This is a genomic window from Flagellimonas algicida (assembly GCF_049629585.1).
Taxonomy (GTDB): domain Bacteria; phylum Bacteroidota; class Bacteroidia; order Flavobacteriales; family Flavobacteriaceae; genus Flagellimonas.
In genome coordinates this window covers 377,625-395,883 of sequence record NZ_JBMYIX010000003.1, presented here as the reverse complement: position 1 = coordinate 395,883, position 18,259 = coordinate 377,625, and the positions used below count along the sequence as shown (strand labels likewise).

General features: G+C 44.9%; 17 protein-coding genes and 1 riboswitch. All 17 genes read right to left on the bottom strand.

Annotation, left to right across the window (positions count from 1 at the left end; genetic code table 11):
• Nucleotides 1–19: 19 nt before the first annotated feature.
• Nucleotides 20–1,084: a serine hydrolase domain-containing protein gene (locus ACPD8L_RS15585; RefSeq protein WP_423944637.1), complete on the bottom strand. Its 1,065-nt coding sequence runs from the start codon at nucleotides 1,082–1,084 to the stop codon at nucleotides 20–22.
• 75 nt (nucleotides 1,085–1,159) lie between these two features.
• Nucleotides 1,160–1,966: a head GIN domain-containing protein gene (locus tag ACPD8L_RS15580; RefSeq protein ID WP_423944429.1), complete on the bottom strand. Its 807-nt coding sequence runs from the start codon at nucleotides 1,964–1,966 to the stop codon at nucleotides 1,160–1,162.
• Between the two features lie 3 nt (nucleotides 1,967–1,969).
• Nucleotides 1,970–3,070, bottom strand: a complete 1,101-nt coding sequence (locus ACPD8L_RS15575) for an acyloxyacyl hydrolase (RefSeq protein ID WP_421810915.1) — start codon at nucleotides 3,068–3,070, stop codon at nucleotides 1,970–1,972.
• A 19-nt stretch (nucleotides 3,071–3,089) separates the two neighbouring features.
• The gene (metF, locus tag ACPD8L_RS15570; RefSeq protein WP_423944426.1) at nucleotides 3,090–4,043 is read right to left on the bottom strand and encodes a methylenetetrahydrofolate reductase [NAD(P)H]; all 954 of its coding nucleotides are present in this window, start codon (nucleotides 4,041–4,043) and stop codon (nucleotides 3,090–3,092) included.
• Between the two features lie 3 nt (nucleotides 4,044–4,046).
• Nucleotides 4,047–6,743 carry a methionine synthase gene (gene metH / locus ACPD8L_RS15565; RefSeq protein WP_423944424.1) on the bottom strand — a complete coding sequence of 899 codons (2,697 nt, stop codon included), beginning with the start codon at nucleotides 6,741–6,743 and terminating at the stop codon, nucleotides 4,047–4,049.
• Nucleotides 6,744–6,754: 11 nt separating this feature from the next.
• Nucleotides 6,755–7,225: a hypothetical protein gene (locus ACPD8L_RS15560; RefSeq protein WP_423944422.1), complete on the bottom strand. Its 471-nt coding sequence runs from the start codon at nucleotides 7,223–7,225 to the stop codon at nucleotides 6,755–6,757.
• On the bottom strand, nucleotides 7,209–8,222 hold the full coding sequence (locus ACPD8L_RS15555) for a homocysteine S-methyltransferase family protein (RefSeq protein ID WP_423944420.1): 1,014 nt from the start codon (nucleotides 8,220–8,222) through the stop codon (nucleotides 7,209–7,211). The genes ACPD8L_RS15560 and ACPD8L_RS15555 overlap by 17 nt, the downstream gene beginning before the upstream one ends.
• Nucleotides 8,223–8,360: 138 nt before the next feature.
• Nucleotides 8,361–8,460: riboswitch (SAM riboswitch) on the bottom strand.
• Between the two features lie 141 nt (nucleotides 8,461–8,601).
• Complete coding sequence (locus ACPD8L_RS15550; protein WP_423944417.1) at nucleotides 8,602–9,363, bottom strand: SDR family NAD(P)-dependent oxidoreductase; 762 nt, start codon at nucleotides 9,361–9,363, stop codon at nucleotides 8,602–8,604.
• 84 nt (nucleotides 9,364–9,447) lie between these two features.
• Entirely contained in the window at nucleotides 9,448–10,365 is a 918-nt protein-coding gene (locus tag ACPD8L_RS15545; RefSeq protein ID WP_116217329.1) for a helix-turn-helix domain-containing protein, read from the bottom strand.
• Nucleotides 10,366–10,453: 88 nt separating this feature from the next.
• Nucleotides 10,454–11,515: an NAD(P)/FAD-dependent oxidoreductase gene (locus tag ACPD8L_RS15540; protein WP_116217328.1), complete on the bottom strand. Its 1,062-nt coding sequence runs from the start codon at nucleotides 11,513–11,515 to the stop codon at nucleotides 10,454–10,456.
• 45 nt (nucleotides 11,516–11,560) lie between these two features.
• Nucleotides 11,561–12,337 (bottom strand): uroporphyrinogen-III C-methyltransferase, encoded by a 777-nt coding sequence (gene cobA / locus ACPD8L_RS15535; RefSeq protein WP_423944413.1) that lies wholly within the window; start codon nucleotides 12,335–12,337, stop codon nucleotides 11,561–11,563.
• Nucleotides 12,330–14,420, bottom strand: a complete 2,091-nt coding sequence (locus ACPD8L_RS15530; protein ID WP_423944410.1) for a HEPN domain-containing protein — start codon at nucleotides 14,418–14,420, stop codon at nucleotides 12,330–12,332. The genes cobA and ACPD8L_RS15530 overlap by 8 nt, the downstream gene beginning before the upstream one ends.
• An 82-nt stretch (nucleotides 14,421–14,502) precedes the next feature.
• Nucleotides 14,503–15,750 carry a sulfate adenylyltransferase subunit 1 gene (locus ACPD8L_RS15525; protein WP_116217325.1) on the bottom strand — a complete coding sequence of 416 codons (1,248 nt, stop codon included), beginning with the start codon at nucleotides 15,748–15,750 and terminating at the stop codon, nucleotides 14,503–14,505.
• 13 nt (nucleotides 15,751–15,763) lie between these two features.
• Nucleotides 15,764–16,702: a sulfate adenylyltransferase subunit CysD gene (gene cysD, locus ACPD8L_RS15520; RefSeq protein WP_421811021.1), complete on the bottom strand. Its 939-nt coding sequence runs from the start codon at nucleotides 16,700–16,702 to the stop codon at nucleotides 15,764–15,766.
• 62 nt (nucleotides 16,703–16,764) lie between these two features.
• Nucleotides 16,765–17,388 (bottom strand): phosphoadenosine phosphosulfate reductase domain-containing protein, encoded by a 624-nt coding sequence (locus ACPD8L_RS15515; protein WP_116217669.1) that lies wholly within the window; start codon nucleotides 17,386–17,388, stop codon nucleotides 16,765–16,767.
• A gap of 11 nt (nucleotides 17,389–17,399) precedes the next feature.
• Nucleotides 17,400–17,666, bottom strand: coding sequence for a DUF2061 domain-containing protein (locus ACPD8L_RS15510; RefSeq protein ID WP_116217324.1), 267 nt, complete (start codon nucleotides 17,664–17,666; stop codon nucleotides 17,400–17,402).
• Nucleotides 17,667–17,846: 180 nt separating this feature from the next.
• The gene (locus tag ACPD8L_RS15505) at nucleotides 17,847–18,257 is read right to left on the bottom strand and encodes an RrF2 family transcriptional regulator (protein WP_116217323.1); all 411 of its coding nucleotides are present in this window, start codon (nucleotides 18,255–18,257) and stop codon (nucleotides 17,847–17,849) included.
• Between the last annotated feature and the right edge of the window lie 2 nt (nucleotides 18,258–18,259).

Below are 18,259 nucleotides of genomic sequence, written 5' to 3'. Positions count from 1 at the left end.
GAATAAATTTCAGCAAAAATCATAAGCTTCGCAAATCCAGTATAGCTGTAATGGCAGCATCCAAGGTCTGCTGCACCTTGGGGTCGGTACAATTGATCAACATGGAAACCGCTACTTCTTCATCAGGATATACAAAAAAATTGGTGTAGGCCCCAACACTGCTGCCCACATGGCCCACAAAATGCCTGCCTTGGGCATCTTGGCTCACTTGAAAGCCCAAACCATAATAGATGGACTTTCCATTGACTTCTTGTGCGGTCAAAAGTACATCATAGGTTTCCTTTTGAAGTAGTTTTTGGTCCAGAATGGCTTGCCCCAACCGAGCTACATCCTCGCTAGTGGATAAATACCCTCCTCCGGCAATCTTATAAAAATTATCTACCGGAACCGATTTTTTAAAACACAGTGCTGTCTTGGTATACCATTGGGCCGAAGTACCCAAACCATCTGTCTTTGGTGGAAACGTATGCATCATACCCAGCGGATGCAGCACCTTTTGCTCCACATAGTCTTCAAAGGGCATACCACAGGCCTCTTGCATGGCCAAAGAGAGCAATACAAAATCAAAACTATTGTACAGATACCCCCTTCCCGGCTCAAAGACCAAGGGATCATCTTGGAACACACTGATACTTTCCTTGATTCCAAAAGGCTGGTTCAGGGCATATTCCTTTCCGCGATAGCCACGGATACCCGCCGTATGACTTGCCAATTGGCGCAAGGTGAAATCATACTTTTTCTTTGGAAAATAAGGCACATGGCTATAAAACGAATCGTCCAAATTCAGAATTCCCTCCTCCGCCATCTTGCCCAAGGCCAATCCGGTAATGCATTTGGAAATACTGGCAATCCGAAACAAAGTGTCCTTGGGGTCTACTGGGATTTTCTCTTCCATACGGGCATAACCATATCCTTTTTGGAGCATGGGTTTGCCGTTTTTGAGAATGGTAATGGCCATGCCGGGGATTTGCCCTTCCACAGTCAAGTTATGAAAGAGCGCATCTGCCCTTTCCCATCCTTGGAGTCCTTCAGGTGATTTAACCTTGGGGTCAGAAGAAAATAGTTTTTTTAAATGCGAGAACACCGACTTCAAAGGTCTAGGTTTGATATTCTCGAAAGTAATGAGAAATTAAGTCGTACCCAAGCTTGAAGCCAAGCATCAATCTTTAAAAATCAACTGGCCATTGAAGAGTTCCTCCACCTCAATCTCTGAAGGGCGGTTTACGCTGATCACATCACCTGTACCACTGATTGTCCCACTGATGCGTTGTTGTGGGTTGACAAAAATATCATTTGAGCCTCTATGGTTAAGGCTTACCCTTTGGGCCACAAGATTTTCCGCTTCTATTCTGGAATCCCCTGCGGCAATGGTCACATTAAAATCAGTGGTAGTCCCTACCAACTTAAAATAGGCGATACCATTTACTACAATACTGACCCTTTCGACATCCAATTGCAGATCAAAGGAACCATCCGTGGTCTCGGTTTCCGGATTATTGAAACTTTCGGTAATCAAGGATAGGTTTGGATATTGCAAGACTCCATCACTGGAAATTAAGAGTCCCGTACTGCTCCGTATTTCTGAAATATTTGGCGCTGTTACATAAATGGTGGTCAGCCCATACTCCCGGACATAATTACAGTTGTTCTCATTGCGCACAATCAATCTGTTGTCCTTGACCTCTGCCAATACATCATTCTGAAGAAATTCCCCGGTTTCAATTTCAACACGTTGTTCCTCTCCTTGTTTGAGCACCACATTGAGATTTTCAAAAACCGTAATGGTATTGAATTCCGGCACATCCACGGTCAATCTTACCGTATTCCCTGCATTTTGAAAACAATCGGGCACATTGTCCCCATTACAGGAAAGCAACAGCAGTAGAAGTAAAGCAAGGCAACACCTCTCGACTGTGCTCGAAGTGACATTCTTGCTTCTTTTAGTTCTTCTTGCAAATTCCATCATCACCTATAGTCTAATTCCAATTCCAAATTCCACTGCTTCTGCCTTGGCCCCGTGTGATTTTAAGGTCACGGCCCCAAATAGCTTGTCCCCAAAATACCGTTTCAATCCCACACGGTTGTATACCTGCCCTTCAAAATCAAACGGATAATACACATAATAGCCCAATTGGGCCACTACACTCATCTTGTTGATAAAGAGTTCATGACCTACAAACAAACCTACGCGCTTAAAATCGGTATCGGGGTCCACATCCATTTCGGGAAAGGAAGTGGATTGGAACCGAATCAATTCCTTCAAAAAGTTGGAAAAGAACACATCTGTTCCCAATTGTAGGGCACTTTTATTGCCCAATCTCTTATCGGCATAAGCCGATAAAATCCAAAATCCATACTGTCCCGAATTGATTACATCGCTCTCATTTAAACCACCACGTAGCACAAAATTGTATCGGATGGGTTCAATAATTTTCTCTTGAGGTCTTGGTTCTTGAAACTCATAAGTTTCACCACCATCCAAATCGTAGGTGAGCCCAAAATTGAAGGCCATGGTATTGGTAGAGGTATTGGGCGCCTTAAAATTGGCATTGGAATAATGAATCAGGGAAATGCCTGCCTTGAATCCCAATCCGGCCAATAGGTTCTCTTTATGATAATTGAACATGACCATGGTAGAACTCAGTAAATGGCTTCCGTAGGCATTGTTCCTGAAATTTGCGGCCTTGTCATACGGGTTGGTGTTATAGGCCACCCCCTGCCCTATCCGAAATTGTAGGTTTCTCCTTAAAAAATAGAAATTGTAGTGTGCGTACAACCCAAAGTTTTTTCCCAAGGTAGGATTGTTCATATCCTGATACACAAACGAAAAACCCGTATCGGGATACCCCAAACTGGCCTCCCAATCCTCATGCCCAAAACGCTTTCGGTTGAATCCCAAAATAACCCCTCCGGGATGGGCCGTGATCAAATGTGAAATATCCGGGTTGTGCAATAAAATGGAACCGTAGAACTGACTGGCGTCCAGCACATACTTTTTGGGAATCTCCCCTTTTTGGGAAAATCCAAAATAGCCACAGAAAAAAATAACCAAAAAAAGTAGGTGCCTCATGGGCCGCTAAAGTAGGAAATTAAAATACCTCCTTGGCAACCGCCTTGATATTATCCGATTTTCCCATGGAATAATAGTGCAAAACGGGCACTCCAGCTTCCTTGAGTTCCTTGGATTGCTGAATACACCATTCCACACCCACTTGGCGCACCTCTTTGTTGGTCTTGCAAGCATCCACGGCATCCACCAAATCCTGCGGAATATCCACCCGAAACACCTGGGGCAATAACTGTAAATGTCTTTTTACGGCAATGGGTTTAATCCCCGGAATAATAGGCACATTGATTCCCATTTCCCTTGCTGCTTCCACAAAGGCAAAGAATTTTTGATTATCAAAAAACATTTGGGTCACTACATAATCCGCCCCCAAATCCACTTTCTCCTTCAATCGTCTCAAATCGGACTTTAAAGAAGGGGCCTCCATGTGTTTTTCCGGATAACCGGCCACTCCAATGCAGAAACTGGCGCAATCATCGGTCTCTATGACCTCGTGCAAATAGTTTCCACCGTTGATGTCGTGAATCTGCTTTACCAATTCCGAAGCATATTGATGACCACCCCGTGTGGGAGCAAAATATTTTTCCTCCTTCATGGCATCGCCTCGTAAGGCCATTACATTCTCTATCTCCAAATAATGACAGTCTACCAAAAGGTATTCGGTCTCCTCTTTGGTAAACCCTCCACAAAGCACGTGGGGCACGGTATCCACATCGTATTTGTGTTTGATGGATGCACAGATGCCCAAGGTACCGGGACGCATCCGGGTCAATTTTTTATCGAGCAGCCCATCGCGGTCAATGTATACGTACTCCTCCCGGGAGGTGGTCACATCAATGAATGGGGGCTTGAACTCCATCAAGGGATCAATATTGTCGTACAGCTCCTGAATGCTCTTCCCTTTTACCGGAGGGATGATTTCAAAACTAAAAAGGGTTTTCCCTTTTGCTTTTTTAATATGGTCGGTTACTTTCATGCCTTATGCTTCAACTATGTTGGGAGCCAGCCACTTTTTGGCTTTCTCCAATTCAATATTCTTTCGTTTTGCAAAATCCTCTACCTGATCTTGCTCTATTTTTCCCAATCCGAAATATTTTGCCTGCGGATGTGCAAAATAATAGCCACTTACACTGGCCGCCGGCCACATGGCCAGGCTTTCGGTAAGTTCCACCCCTATTTTCTCCTTGACCCCCAATAATTCCCAGATAGTAAGCTTCTCCAAATGGTCTGGGCAGGCCGGATATCCCGGTGCAGGCCGGATTCCTAAATATTTTTCCTCAATAAGCTCATCGTTGGACAGGGATTCTGCGGCAGCATAGCCCCAGAATTTGGTTCGCACCTGCCTATGCAGATATTCCGCAAAGGCCTCTGCCAAACGGTCGGCAATGGCTTTGATCATGATGGAATTGTAGTCATCATGCTTTTTCTCAAAATCAGCAGCTAGTTCTTGTGTCCCAAAACCGGTGGAGACGCAAAAACAGCCTATATAATCTTGCAGGCCACTATCCTTTGGAGCGATAAAATCCGCAAGGGCAATATTGGGCACCCCATCCCTCTTTTTGAGCTGTTGCCGTAATGTCCTGAATGTCGTTGTGTCGTTCCCGTCCGCACTTGAACCCTCCAGTGACCCTGTCTGAAGCTCAATATCATCATCGTTCACCTGATTTGCAGGAAACAATCCAAAGATGGCCTTGGCGGTCAACCATTTTTCATCAAAGACCTTCTTGAGCATGACCTGGGCATCCTTGAAAAGCTCCGTGGCCTGTTCCCCTACAACCTTATCGGTAAGGATATCGGGATACTTTCCATGCAATCCCCAGCTTCGGAAAAAGGGGCTCCAGTCAATAAATTCTTTCAGTTTTTTCAGGTCGAAATCCTCCCAGACCTCAATACCAAGTTGTTTGGGAACCACAATATCTTTTGGACTCCAATCGATTTGGAGTTTGTTCTTTCGGGCTTCCTCCAAGCTTAAATAGGTTTTCTGTTTGGATCTGCCCAAAAACTTGTCCCTAAAACTTTCATAATCCAATTTGATGGACTTCTTGTAGGCATCAGAGGTTTCGGTCTGCAACAAATCGCCCACCACGGTCACCGCCCGCGAAGCATCATTGACATGCACCACCGCATTGCTGTAAACGGGATCAATCTTAACCGCGGTATGGGCCTTACTGGTAGTGGCCCCACCGATCAGAAGGGGAACTTCAAAATCTTGGCGTTCCATTTCCTTGGCCAAAAAGACCATCTCATCCAATGACGGTGTGATCAATCCACTCAAGCCAATAATATCTACTTGCTCTTCTTTGGCCTTATTGATGATTTTTTCTGGAGGCACCATAACCCCCATATCCACAATCTCATAATTGTTGCAGGCCAGTACCACACTGACAATGTTCTTTCCAATATCATGGACATCCCCTTTCACGGTGGCCATCAATATTTTTCCGGCCGCCTTGGCATTGGCATCCTTGGACGCCTCTATATATGGGGTAAGATAGGCCACTGCTTTTTTCATCACCCGGGCCGATTTGACCACCTGCGGCAAAAACATCTTCCCGCTTCCAAACAAATCCCCTACCACATTCATTCCAGTCATCAGGTTGCCCTCAATCACCTCCAAAGGTCTTTTGGCGTTTTGACGGGCTTCCTCTACGTCTTCAACAATGTATTGGTCTATTCCCTTTACCAAAGCCCTCGTAATCCTATCCTGCAATGGGTCTTCCCGCCATGACAGGTCCACTTTGCTTTCCTTGGCCGTTCCCACTACGGTTTCGGCAAATTCCAAAAGGCGTTCCGTGGCATCATCCCGTCTATCGAGCAAAACATCCTCAACGTGCTCCAAAAGGTCTTTTGGGATATCGTCATAAACTTCCAACATGGCAGGGTTTACGATTCCCATATTCATTCCCGCCTTGATGGCATGGAACAGGAAAGCGGAGTGCATGGCTTCACGCACAGGGTTATTTCCACGGAAAGAGAAGGACACATTACTGACCCCGCCGCTTACACTGCAATGGGGCAGGTTTTCGCGCACCCATTTGGTGCCATCAATAAAATCGAGGGCATTACGTCTGTGTTCTTCCATTCCCGTTGCCACAGGAAAGATATTGAGGTCGAAAATGATATCTTCCGGGGCAAATTTCACCTGATTGACCAAGATGTCGTAGGAACGTTTGGCAATTTCGATTCGGCGTTCATAGGTATCCGCCTGTCCTACCTCATCAAAGGCCATGACAATTACGGCCGCACCATACCGCTTGATGAGTTTGGCATGATGTATAAACTCTTCTTCCCCTTCTTTCAGGCTGATGGAATTAACCACACATTTTCCCTGTACCACTTGGAGACCTGCCTCGATGATCTCCCATTTGGAACTATCGATCATGATAGGCACCCGGGCAATATCGGGTTCGGATACGATAAGGTTCAGGAACTTGACCATGGCAGCTTTGCCATCGATCAATCCATCATCCATGTTCACATCTATGATCTGTGCTCCTCCCTCTACCTGATGACGGGCAATCTCCAGGGCTTCATCAAACTTTTCTTCCTTGATGAGCCTAAGAAACCTCTTGGAACCTGCTACATTGGTTCGCTCCCCCACATTGATGAAATTACTTTCCGGGGTAACGACCAACGGTTCCAGACCTGATAGTTTTAAAGCTCTTGTTTGGGCCATGTATCTCTTCCTTACTTGATCCTAATATATTTTTCCACTATATGCCGCTTGATACCAGCTTCGGGCACATCCTCAATCCCGGATTGAATCAAGGTATCTCCCTTGATCTCCACCTTGAAAGTAAACTCGTGCCCCCTTATTTCCTTTACACCCACATAATCCAATTGTTCCACGTAGGTGTCCCCATCCAAGCTGTAGGTTCCTCCACCGCCATAGAATCCATCTGCGGTATCCTTCACTTGATTGAAAAAGGCAAAATGGTCCTCATTCAAAATCTTTACGAACTCGGTATTTGACAAATCCTTTACTTCCAACGAATCTTCCGTCCTTATCTCACCATAGACCAGTTTCCATGTGCCCATGATACCTTTTTCTACTTCAATTGGGGTTGAAATTGTTTCTTCGACCTTTTCCTTTTTTCCACAGGAAGCCAAGGTCATCATCACCAATAAAATCATCATTATGTTATGCATGCGCTTCATGGGTCGGTTTTAATTTTCTGGGTGAATATTGCTCTGTCAATTCCACAATGGCCTTGATGTGCTCCGGAGTAGTTCCACAGCAACCGCCTACGATGTTCACCAATCCTTTTTCCAAGTACTCTTTGATCTGTGATGCCATTTGTTCCGGGGTTTCATCGTATTCCCCAAAGGCATTGGGCAAACCAGCGTTGGGATGGGCCGACGTGGCAAAATCCGACTTGGCTGAAATCACCTCCAAGTGGGGAACCAATTGTTTGGCCCCCAAGGCACAGTTGAACCCTACCGATAAAATGGGAATATGGGACACCGAAATCAAAAAAGCTTCTGCCGTCTGTCCGGACAAAGTACGCCCTGAAGCATCCGTAATGGTTCCACTGACCATGATAGGCACATCGATATTACGTTCGTCCTTAACTTCTTCTATGGCAAAAAGTGCCGCTTTGGCGTTCAGGGTATCAAAAATGGTCTCAACCAGCAACAAATCCGAACCACCATCCAACAAGGCTTCCACCTGCTGTTTGTAGGCTTCACGTAATTCATCAAAAGAAATGGCCCTAAAGCCTGGGTCATTTACATCAGGCGACATGCTAGCCGTTTTATTGGTGGGACCTATACTTCCGGCCACAAATCTGGGTTTATGGGGTTCCTTGGCAGTAAACTCGTTGGCTACCTCCTTGGCAATCCGGGCCGACTCGTAATTGAGCTCGTACACCAAATCTTCCATGTGGTAATCGGCCATAGCTATGGTAGTTCCCGAAAACGTGTTGGTTTCCACGATATCGGCACCCGCCTCAAAATATTTGTGATGAATGTCCGCAATGGCTTGGGGCTGGGTCAAGGACAACAAATCATTGTTCCCCTTCAAAGGATGCTCCCAATCCTTGAAGCGCTCCCCCCTAAAATCCTCTTCCTCGAACTTATACCGCTGCAACATGGTACCCATGGCACCATCCAGCACTAAAATGCGTTTTTGTAAAATGTCTTCAATCTTTTCCATAACTATACAATCTCCCTATACAGGAAATAAAACGGTATCAAGAAAATATGGAAATACAACAGGAATGTATTTTTGTTATCCTTCCCTTACCATGGACGGTTTTCCTTCCATGAGTTCCCAAATCATACTGAAACATGTTCAGTACCATTCCGGACAGGGGTAGAATGTAGCACCTTCTCGAAGTCGAGGGTTGCTAAGGTTTCACAGGGTCCATTCCCTCCACCTTTCTTGATAACCACTTCAGTTTATAAATGAACTAGGGTACAAAATAACGGCACTCCTGACTGAAAAGCAAAAAAAGAGCCACTAATTTTGGGTTTTGGGGCAATAAAAAAGGATTGGGCAAGCCCAATCCTTTTTAAACCATTTCAGTAGTACATTACATCATCATTCCCCCTGATGCTTCAATGCGTTGTCCGTTGATCCATTTGGCATCCTCCGTGCATAAAAAGGCCACTACTCCCCCAATGTCATCGGGCAAACCAACCCTTCCCAAAGCTGTTACATTGGCAATGATCGTTCTCTTTTCCTCATCAGTTTTATTGACGCCGCCTCCAAAATCGGTTTCAATGGCTCCCGGCGCAACCACGTTGGACCTGATTCTTCTTGACCCCAATTCCTTGGCCTGGTATCTGGTAAGGGCTTCCATGGCCGCTTTCAAGGAGCCATAGACTGAAAATCCTGGAAGTGAAAACCGTGCCAACCCGCTAGAAATGTTTACGATTCCACCTCCGTCCGCCAACAAAGGTAACAGCTTCTGCGTCAGGAAAAATGCTCCTTTGAAGTGGATATCCACCAAGGTATCAAACTGTTCCTCCGTGGTTTCATTTATGGTGGCGTTAATACCAATACCGGCATTGTTGATCAAAAAACCAATCTTTTCCGTCCCAAATTGGGACCCAACCACTTTTTGGACCTCTTGGACAAAGGCATCAAAACTACCCGTATCAGCCACATCCAGTTGAAGCGCATAGGCCTTTTGCCCCAATTGCTCCACTTCATGGACAGTTTTTAGGGCCTCATCCTTATTACTCCGATAGGTCAATATCACATCCAATCCCTTTTTGGCCAAACTGACGGCCATATTTTCACCGAGGCCTCTACTGCCCCCGGTCACCAATGCAATTTTTGAATTTCCCATTTTGTATGATTTTTTAGGTATGGGGCAAAGATCATCCATGCCCTTCCGAAGGAATTGCAACCATCAATCCACTTTTTGTAAAAATCAAACTTTTGCCCCTGTACGGTAATGCAAAGGGGATAGTGAGGCGTGTTTTTTGAAGAAATTGGAGAAATGGGCCACTTCTTCAAACCCCAAACTGAAGGCAATTTCGGAAACGTTCCAATCCGTATTGTTAAGCAAAATCTTGGCTTCCTCAAAAATTCGGGAATGGATAATGGCGGTTGTAGTGCTTCCAGTAGTCTCTTTCAAAACCTTGTTCAGGTGATTGGCATGCACCGCCAATCGCTCGGCAAAATCTTGGGCGGTTTTCAATCCCAGTCGCTGAACCGGCGAATTGATGGGAAATTGTCGCTCCAATAGTTCCACGAACAAGTCCGTGATTCGGGTAGCGGCATTTTTAGCATTTTCCTGAGGCTGTGCTGGGTGCAATTTCTGTCCGAGATGCAGCAACTCCACCACATAGGCCCGGATAAGGTCAAATTTATAAGCGTAGTCCGAAGACAGTTCCCTGTCTATTTTTTTGAACAATTGCTCCAACTCGGCATAATCCTTATCTGAAATGTTGAATATGGGAAACCCTCCCGGTTGAAACAAGGGGAGATTATCCAAAATGACCCCACTTTTATCCTTGGAAAGAAAGGTATCGGTAAACACACAGAAGTATCCCGATTGAACTTTATCCTGTGGCACGTAATGGTACGGAATCTTGGGAGAAGCGAACAAAAGCGCCTTGTTTTCTATATGGATGACCTTGTCGGCATACTCTGCCCTGTTTTTTCCATTGATGAGACTGATCTTAAAATACGAACGTCTGTCATAGCGCATTTCGCCACTTTTAAGGCGAGCTATATACTCATCAATCTTAAATACATTGAAATGCCCAATGTCTTTCCCTATGTTTTCAGGAATGGGCAGACCATGATTGCTGTAAAAATCCCGTAAGGTGAAAAGGCTCTGCATGGAATTGTAAAATTCAAATATACGCCATAAAACAAAACACCCTTCAAAAGCATTTGGAGGGTGTTCTTACTTTAGTAATCCGTATCTATTATGAAATACTCTGTACCACTTCTTTTTTGGCTTCTTTCTTGGATCCATCGAATCCTTCCACACCACCTACCGTGGTATATTTCATCACGTAGCGCTTATCTGGGTTGATAATCTGATAGGCATACTGGCACATCACGGCTGCTTCGTGAAAACCGGACAAAATCAACTTTAATTTACCTTCATAGGTATTAACATCACCAATGGCAAATACACCAGGAATATTGGTCTGGTAATCTTTGGCATTGTTCACCTTGATAGCATTCTTTTCTATCTCCAAGCCCCAATTGCCGATAGGTCCCAGCTTTGGGGACAAACCGAACAACGGAATGAAGTAATCGGTTTCCACATAGCTTTCTTCCTTGGTCTCGTCGTTGTATTTGATCACAACGGCTTGAAGGTCTTCCTTCCCATGGATTTCCTTCACCTCAGCTTCAGTGTAGAGTTGGATCTTGCCCAATTTGGCCAATTCCCTTGCTTTTTCAACAGAGTCCAAAGCCCCTCTAAACTCATTTCTTCGGTGTACCAAAGAAACTTCGGAAGCTACATCGGCCAAGAAAATAGCCCAATCCAAGGCAGAATCCCCACCTCCAGAAATAACCACTTTCTTGTTTCGGAACACCTCGGGGTCTTTGATCATATACTCCACCCCTTTGCTCTCAAACAAGTTAAGGTTGGCAATCAAGGGTTTTCTGGGCTCAAAAGAACCCAATCCCCCTGCAATAACCACAACGGGGGCATGGTGTTGGGTACCCTTACTGGTTGTGACAATAAAAGACCCATCCTCTTGCTTGTCCAAAGTTTCGGCACGTTCACCCAAGGTAAATCCTGGTTCAAAAGGTTTTATCTGCTCCATCAACTTGCTCACCAAGTCCCCTGCCAAAATCTCGGGATAGGCTGGAATATCGTAAATGGGTTTTTTTGGGTAAATCTCGGAACACTGTCCTCCCGGTTGGGCCAAGGCGTCAATCAAATGACACTTCAGCTTTAGCAAACCTGCTTCAAAAACGGTGAACAATCCTGTGGGCCCCGCTCCAATTATAATGATGTCTGTTTTAATCATAATACTACTTTTATTCGGTCTTAACGATGGTTTACCAGACCGTTTTTACACTTTTTCAAACAATTCTTTTCCCTTTTCTTGATATGCTCTTTGGATATCCAATATCTGCTGGCGGTGTTGTACCACTTCACCGATCACAATGATGGCCGGATTGGCCAATTTTTGCTCCCTTACCGTATCTTCAATGGTAGCAACCGTTCCTATCCCCACTCGTTCCTGACTCGTGGTGCCATTCTGGATAATGGCCACGGGAACCTCCTGTTTGCCCTCTTGCCTGAAGAGTTTCATAATCTCTCCCAATTTGGACATCCCCATAAGAATGACCACGGTAGCACTGGACTTGGCCGCCAGAGCCACATCATTGGAGAGTTTATGTTCTTTGGTGGTTCCTGTAATCACCCAAAAACTTTCGGAAGCTCCCCTTTTGGTCACTGGGATATTCTGCGAAGCAGGTACGGATACCGAAGATGAAATTCCCGGTACCACGGCCACTTCATGGCCATATTGGGCAGCATACTCCATTTCTTCCGCTCCTCTTCCGAACACGAATGGGTCACCCCCTTTTAAACGTACCACATGCAAGCCTAAATTGGCCCGTTGTACGATCAATTCATTGATCTGTTCCTGTTGATATCGGTAACAGCCTTTTCGTTTTCCCACGAAAATCTGTTCGGCTTGTGGCGCATACTCCAACAGTTCCTGATCCACCAAAGCGTCGAACAGGACAACATCTGCATTTTGAAGGGCCTTGATTCCTTTTAGGGTAATCAAATCCACATCACCGGGGCCAGCCCCAACCACTGTCAATTTTCCACTACGCATGTTGCAATTCCAATTTTCTGAACGCTTCCAATCGCTCCAAAACGGTCTTGGCATCTTCCAAGTAGCTTTTGGCAAAGGTTTCAGAAGGTTCATTTTTATTCAGTTGAAGGGCTAAAGTATCGAAACCACCCTCGAAGGCAATCTTCCCGGATGCCACATAGAGCTCCTCAAAATCCTTGATGATACTGGCATGGGTATTGGTCTTCACTTTTTCAGCCGTAAGCAACGCCTTGGCCGAATTCACAATGGACTGATACGAGTAGTAGATACAGGCTGCCCATTTTCCTTCCTTGATAGCCTCTTCGGCATTGTCAATCTTTTCTTGGCTTTCAAAGAAGAGTGTGGCCACCAAATCAATCACCACACCGGCACATTCACCAACACCGATTTCCTTTTTATATTTTTCCTCATTCCCCCAATCAATGAAATCTTCTGGGGTAAGGTTATCCACATCCGTAAGTGGCTTTAAAAAATCGTAGAAGTAAAGTTGGCCTTGTTTTTCGTAGTATTCCGTATAGGATGCTCCATTACCATTGGCCTCGAAATCATCCAAGATCAAACGAAGGGCCTCTGGACCTCTTTTACTCGGGATTTTGGCCACCTTATCGGCAAACTTTCCATTCCCATTTCCAAGATTTCCACCTCCCAATAACACCTGCAAAGCAGGAGCCACCAATTTATCCTTGGTACGAACGGACATTCCTTGAAATCCGATATGGGCCATATTATGCTGTCCACAGGCATTCATACATCCACTAATCTTAATCACCACATCAGGGTTGCTGATATACTGTGGGTATTCTGCCTTGATCACACGCTCCAACTCATCGGCAATCCCCGTACTACTGGCAATCCCTAAATTACAGGTATCGGTACCGGGACATGCCGTGATGTCCAAAGCCTTGTTATAACCTGCTTCGGCAAAGCCCAATTTTTGAAGTTCCACATAAAAGAAGGGTACCAACTCTTCCTTCACAAAAGGAATCAATATATTTTGTCTTAGGGAAAGTCGTATTTCACCGGCGGCATAATCGCGAACCAACTTTGCCAATTCCCTGGCCTTATCGGTATAGAAATCCCCTAAGAGCACCTTAATGCCGATGGCTACGTAGCCGTCTTGTTTTTGTGGCACCAAGTTGGTGGACTTCCATTGTTCGAATGCTTCTTTATCTTCAATGGTGATTTCAGGTACCTCTACCTCAACCGCTTTTGTCACGGGATAACTTTCATGATCAATTGGATACGATTTTACAGGTACGGCCAATTGCTCTTCTTCCAAAAGTGATTTGAAACCATCCAAACCGATATCCTTCAACAAGAACTTCATACGGGCCTTGGCGCGACTTTTACGTTCCCCATATCTATCAAAAACGCGGATTACGCCTTCCATCAAGGGAACTATTTGGTCTACCGGCAAGAATTCATAGAGTTCATCGGCATGGCGGGGCTGTGAACCCAATCCACCACCCAACATCACCTTAAAGCCTCTTTCCCCGTTTTGGATTTTGGCAATAAAGCCCAAATCGTGCATGTAGGACAGCCCGGTATCTTCATCACTGGATGAAAAAGAAACCTTGAATTTACGGCCCATTTCCTGCCCAATGGGGTTTCTTAGAAAGTATTCAAAAATTCCATGGGCATATGGGGAAACATCAAAAGGTTCGTTGACATCGATGCCCGCGGTTTCACTGGCGGTTACATTCCGAACCGTATTTCCACAGGCTTCACGGATGGTCACTTCATCTTTTTCCAGTTGTGCCCAAAGCTCAGGGGTTCTTTCCAAGTCCACGTAGTGGATTTGGATATCCTGACGGGTGGTAATGTGCAACCTTCCTCTGGAAAACTCATCGGATACGTCGCAAATCCCCAAAAGCTGATTGGAAGTTACCTTACCATAAGGCAGTTTTATCCGAACCATCTGTACACCAGGCTGACGTTGTCCGTACACCCCACGGGCCAAACGAAGGCTCCTGAACTTTTCCTCGTCCACTTCACCTCCTTTGAACTGGCGAATTTTTTTCTCCAATTCAATGATGTCCTTTTCAACTATCGGGTTCTCTATTTCTGTTCTGAAGCTTTTCATATTCTATTTTTCCTATCAATTTTATAGGATTTTGTTATAAATCCTCTATCCCTTTCCGGGGTTGCTAATTCTTATCGTAAAATCAACTGATAAAACCTACTCCCGCGGTAGTGTTGGTTCGACTGTCAATGATGATGAACGAGCCATTGGTCCGGTGATCCTTGAACTTGTCATAAAAAATAGGCTTGTTCAATTTGAAACGCACTTTGGCAATATCGTTCATCTGCAACGATGTGGCATTCTCTTCTATACCGGAGTAATCGGGATGAATCTTATGTTCAATGGCATCCACTTTGGCCAACACCTTGTTCACACCATGTTGCACAATATACTTGCCGCCCGTTGTCAACTGGTCGGCATCCATCCAAGATACCGTTGCCGTCAACTGCTTGTCTATGGTAGGCAGGTCATCGGTCTTCACCAACATATCCCCTCGGCTTACATTTACCTCATCTTCCAAGGTAATGGTCACGGAAGAGCGTCTTGGTGCTGTCTGATATTCCTTATCATAAAAGTATATCGCCTTTATTTTGGACCTTGTCATAGAAGGCAATACCACTACTTCATCACCCACACTCAATTCACCTCCATATACCTTTCCCGCAAATCCACGAAAATCATGGAATTCCTCGGTCTTGGGTCGAATTACATACTGGACCGGGAACCTTGGGGTTCCAGTGTTGTATATATCCTGAAGGTTCAATTCCTCCAAGTGTTCCAATAGGGTTTGCCCATTGTACCAAGGGGTGTTTTCGGAATGGTTCACTACATTGTCCCCTTTGAGGGCACTTACAGGAATGAAGGTAATTTTCTGGTCCTGATAGTCTCTTTTCCCCATCAATTCCTCAAAATCAGCCTTGATATCATTGAAGACATCCTCAGAAAAATCGACCAAATCCATCTTGTTGATGGCCACAATCACATCCTTCACCCGCAATAGGTTGTTGATAAAGAAGTGCCTGTTGGTCTGCTCGATGACTCCTTTTCGGGCATCGATCAAAATAATGGCCGCTTGCGACGTGGAGGCTCCGGTAACCATGTTACGGGTATATTCCACGTGGCCGGGGGTATCGGCAATGATATAACTCTTGGACTCGGTTGAAAAGTAGATGTGGGCCACATCAATGGTGATACCCTGTTCCCTTTCGGCCACCAATCCATCGGTTGCCAAGGAAAAATCTAGGTAATCGTAACCCTTTTGTTTGCTGGTACGCTCTATGGCCTCCAGTTTATCCTCGGTCAAGGATTTGGTATCGTAAAGCAAGCGTCCTATCAAGGTACTTTTACCGTCATCTACACTTCCTGCTGTTGCTATTTTTAAAACTTCCATGTTTCTCTTCTTCTTAAAAGTATCCTTGTTGTTTACGTTTTTCCATGGCGGCTTCGGAGCGTTTATCATCGATTCGCGCACCTCGTTCCGAGATTTTTGAGCTTCTGATCTCCGCGACCACCTTGTCAATGGTATCGGCGTGGGATTCCACAGCAGCGGTACAGGACATATCCCCTACCGTTCTGAAACGTACCACGCGCTCTTCCACTTGTTCGTCATCGGCCCTAAAAACCACATCGTCCTCAGCGGACCAAATCAGTCCGTCCCTTAAGAAAGTGTTTCTTTTGTGGGCAAAATAGATGGAAGGAATCTCAATATTTTCTTTTTGGATATAGCTCCATACGTCCAACTCGGTCCAGTTGCTGATAGGAAATACCCTAACATTCTGCCCTATTTCTATTTCACCGTTCAACATATCGAACAATTCTGGGCGCTGGTTTTTTTCGTCCCACTGGCCAAAATCATCCCGAACAGAGAATATACGTTCCTTGGCACGGGCCTTTTCCTCATCGCGACGGGCCCCGCCGATACAGGCATCAAACTTGAACTCTTCTATGGCGTCCAAAAGGGTTGTGGTCTGCAACATGTTTCTACTGGCATATTTCCCGGTTTCCTCCACTACCTTTCCTTGATCGATGGAATCCTGAACATTACGCACAATAAGCTCTACACCCAGTTCCTCTACCAATTTATCCCTGAACTCAATGGTTTCAGGAAAGTTATGGCCGGTATCAATATGCATCAAGGGAAATGGAATCTTAGCGGGCCAAAATGCTTTCTGGGCCAATCGGACCAAGGTTATGGAATCCTTTCCTCCCGAAAACAACAGTACGGGTTTTTCAAACTGTGCCGCAACCTCACGGATAATGTAAATGGCCTCATGCTCCAATGCATTGGCCCTTGGCCTATCGGTCAGGTTTTGGGTTTCTGGTTTTTGCAATTCTTCTGTGATTGTGCTCAATGTATTGTGTTTATGGTCTCTCGACTGCTCTCGAGGTAGAATTAGTTTATGATTTAGGTATGCAGACCGCATTCGCGGTTCTCCAATACTTTTGTTGGGTCAAAATATTTATGCTCGTTGGGCAATTTGTGCTTGTTGAGATATGCATCCAATTGCGTATCGCTCCAGTGGTAAAACGGGCTTACCTTAAGAACCCCGTCCTTACTCAAGCTCAACACATCCAACGAATCCCGGTGGGCTGTTTGACCTTTGCGCAAATTGGTGAACCATACATCGGGTTTATGCTCCTCCATGGCTCTTCTAAAAGGCTCCAACTTTACCTGCTCCGTAAATTCCTTGTGCCTTGGGTCATCTATTTGTGGAATCCCCATGACAGCATCCCTGTGGGCCGAAGTTTGTTTGGGAACATATAATTTTATGTTCAATCCCAAGCGTGAAATCAACTCTTCTGCATGCTTATAGGTATTGGGCGTATTATACCCTGTATCACACCAAATCACCGGAGTGTTTTTATTCACTTCGGTCACCGCATGAAGAATAGCGACTTCGTAGGGTCTAAAGTTTGTGGTAACCACAGATTTCTTCCCATGACCAATGGCCCAAGAAATAATCTCTTCTGGTGGAATGCCCTTGAACTGGCGATTTAAATTCTGGATTTCTTCTAGTGATAATGCCATATCATCAAATTTTATCTGCCCCATTTGATTGTATTCCAAATTCTCTCATGAAAAAAATAAAGCACCATTTTGGTAACCAACTCCACCATACCAATTGAAAACGCCAAAGACAAGGTCCCGGTTATGATCCATGATATTATAATGGTGTCCAATGTGCCTACGATCCTCCAACTAATAGATTTTACAATACTACGCTTGGGACTTTCGGAGCTTCTGTCCTTCTTATAGGTAGTACTCTCTTCTTTGGTCTTATGAACTACGAGTTGGTCTGCAATCATTTGTTTTATTTTATCCTATCGATTTACTAGGGATTTCAAAAATAGAATTTTTCATCAAAGTAGATTGTTAAAATCCGTATAAAATTACTTTTATCCTATAGTTTTAGTAGATTAATTGGATTACAGGTCGACTTTTATCAATTTACTGATCGTTGGTTCTAAAAATTAATGGATTTCAACCTAAGAAATAAGGTCTGCCAGGGTGTTGTTCCGGTATACTTCCAAGGCACTGTCCCTTACTTGGAGCATCAATTTATGTACGGAACACTCTCCTTCGTCAGGACAGTCATCACACTTTTCGTAGAAATTGAGGCTAACACAGGGAACCATGGCAATGGGTCCTTCCAACACCCGCATTACCGAGGTCATTAAGATTTCGCTAGGGTCTTTTATCAGATAATACCCTCCGCCTTTTCCTTTTTTGGAGCCTAAAAAGCCATTTCTTCTAAGGGTAAGCAAGATACTTTCCAAAAACTTTTGGGAAATGTTCTCATGTTTGGCTATCTCAGCAATCTGAACAGGCTCCTTATCCCCTACCGTAGCAAGGTAAGCCAAAGCCTTTAAGCCATATTTTGTCTTCTTGGAGAGCATCC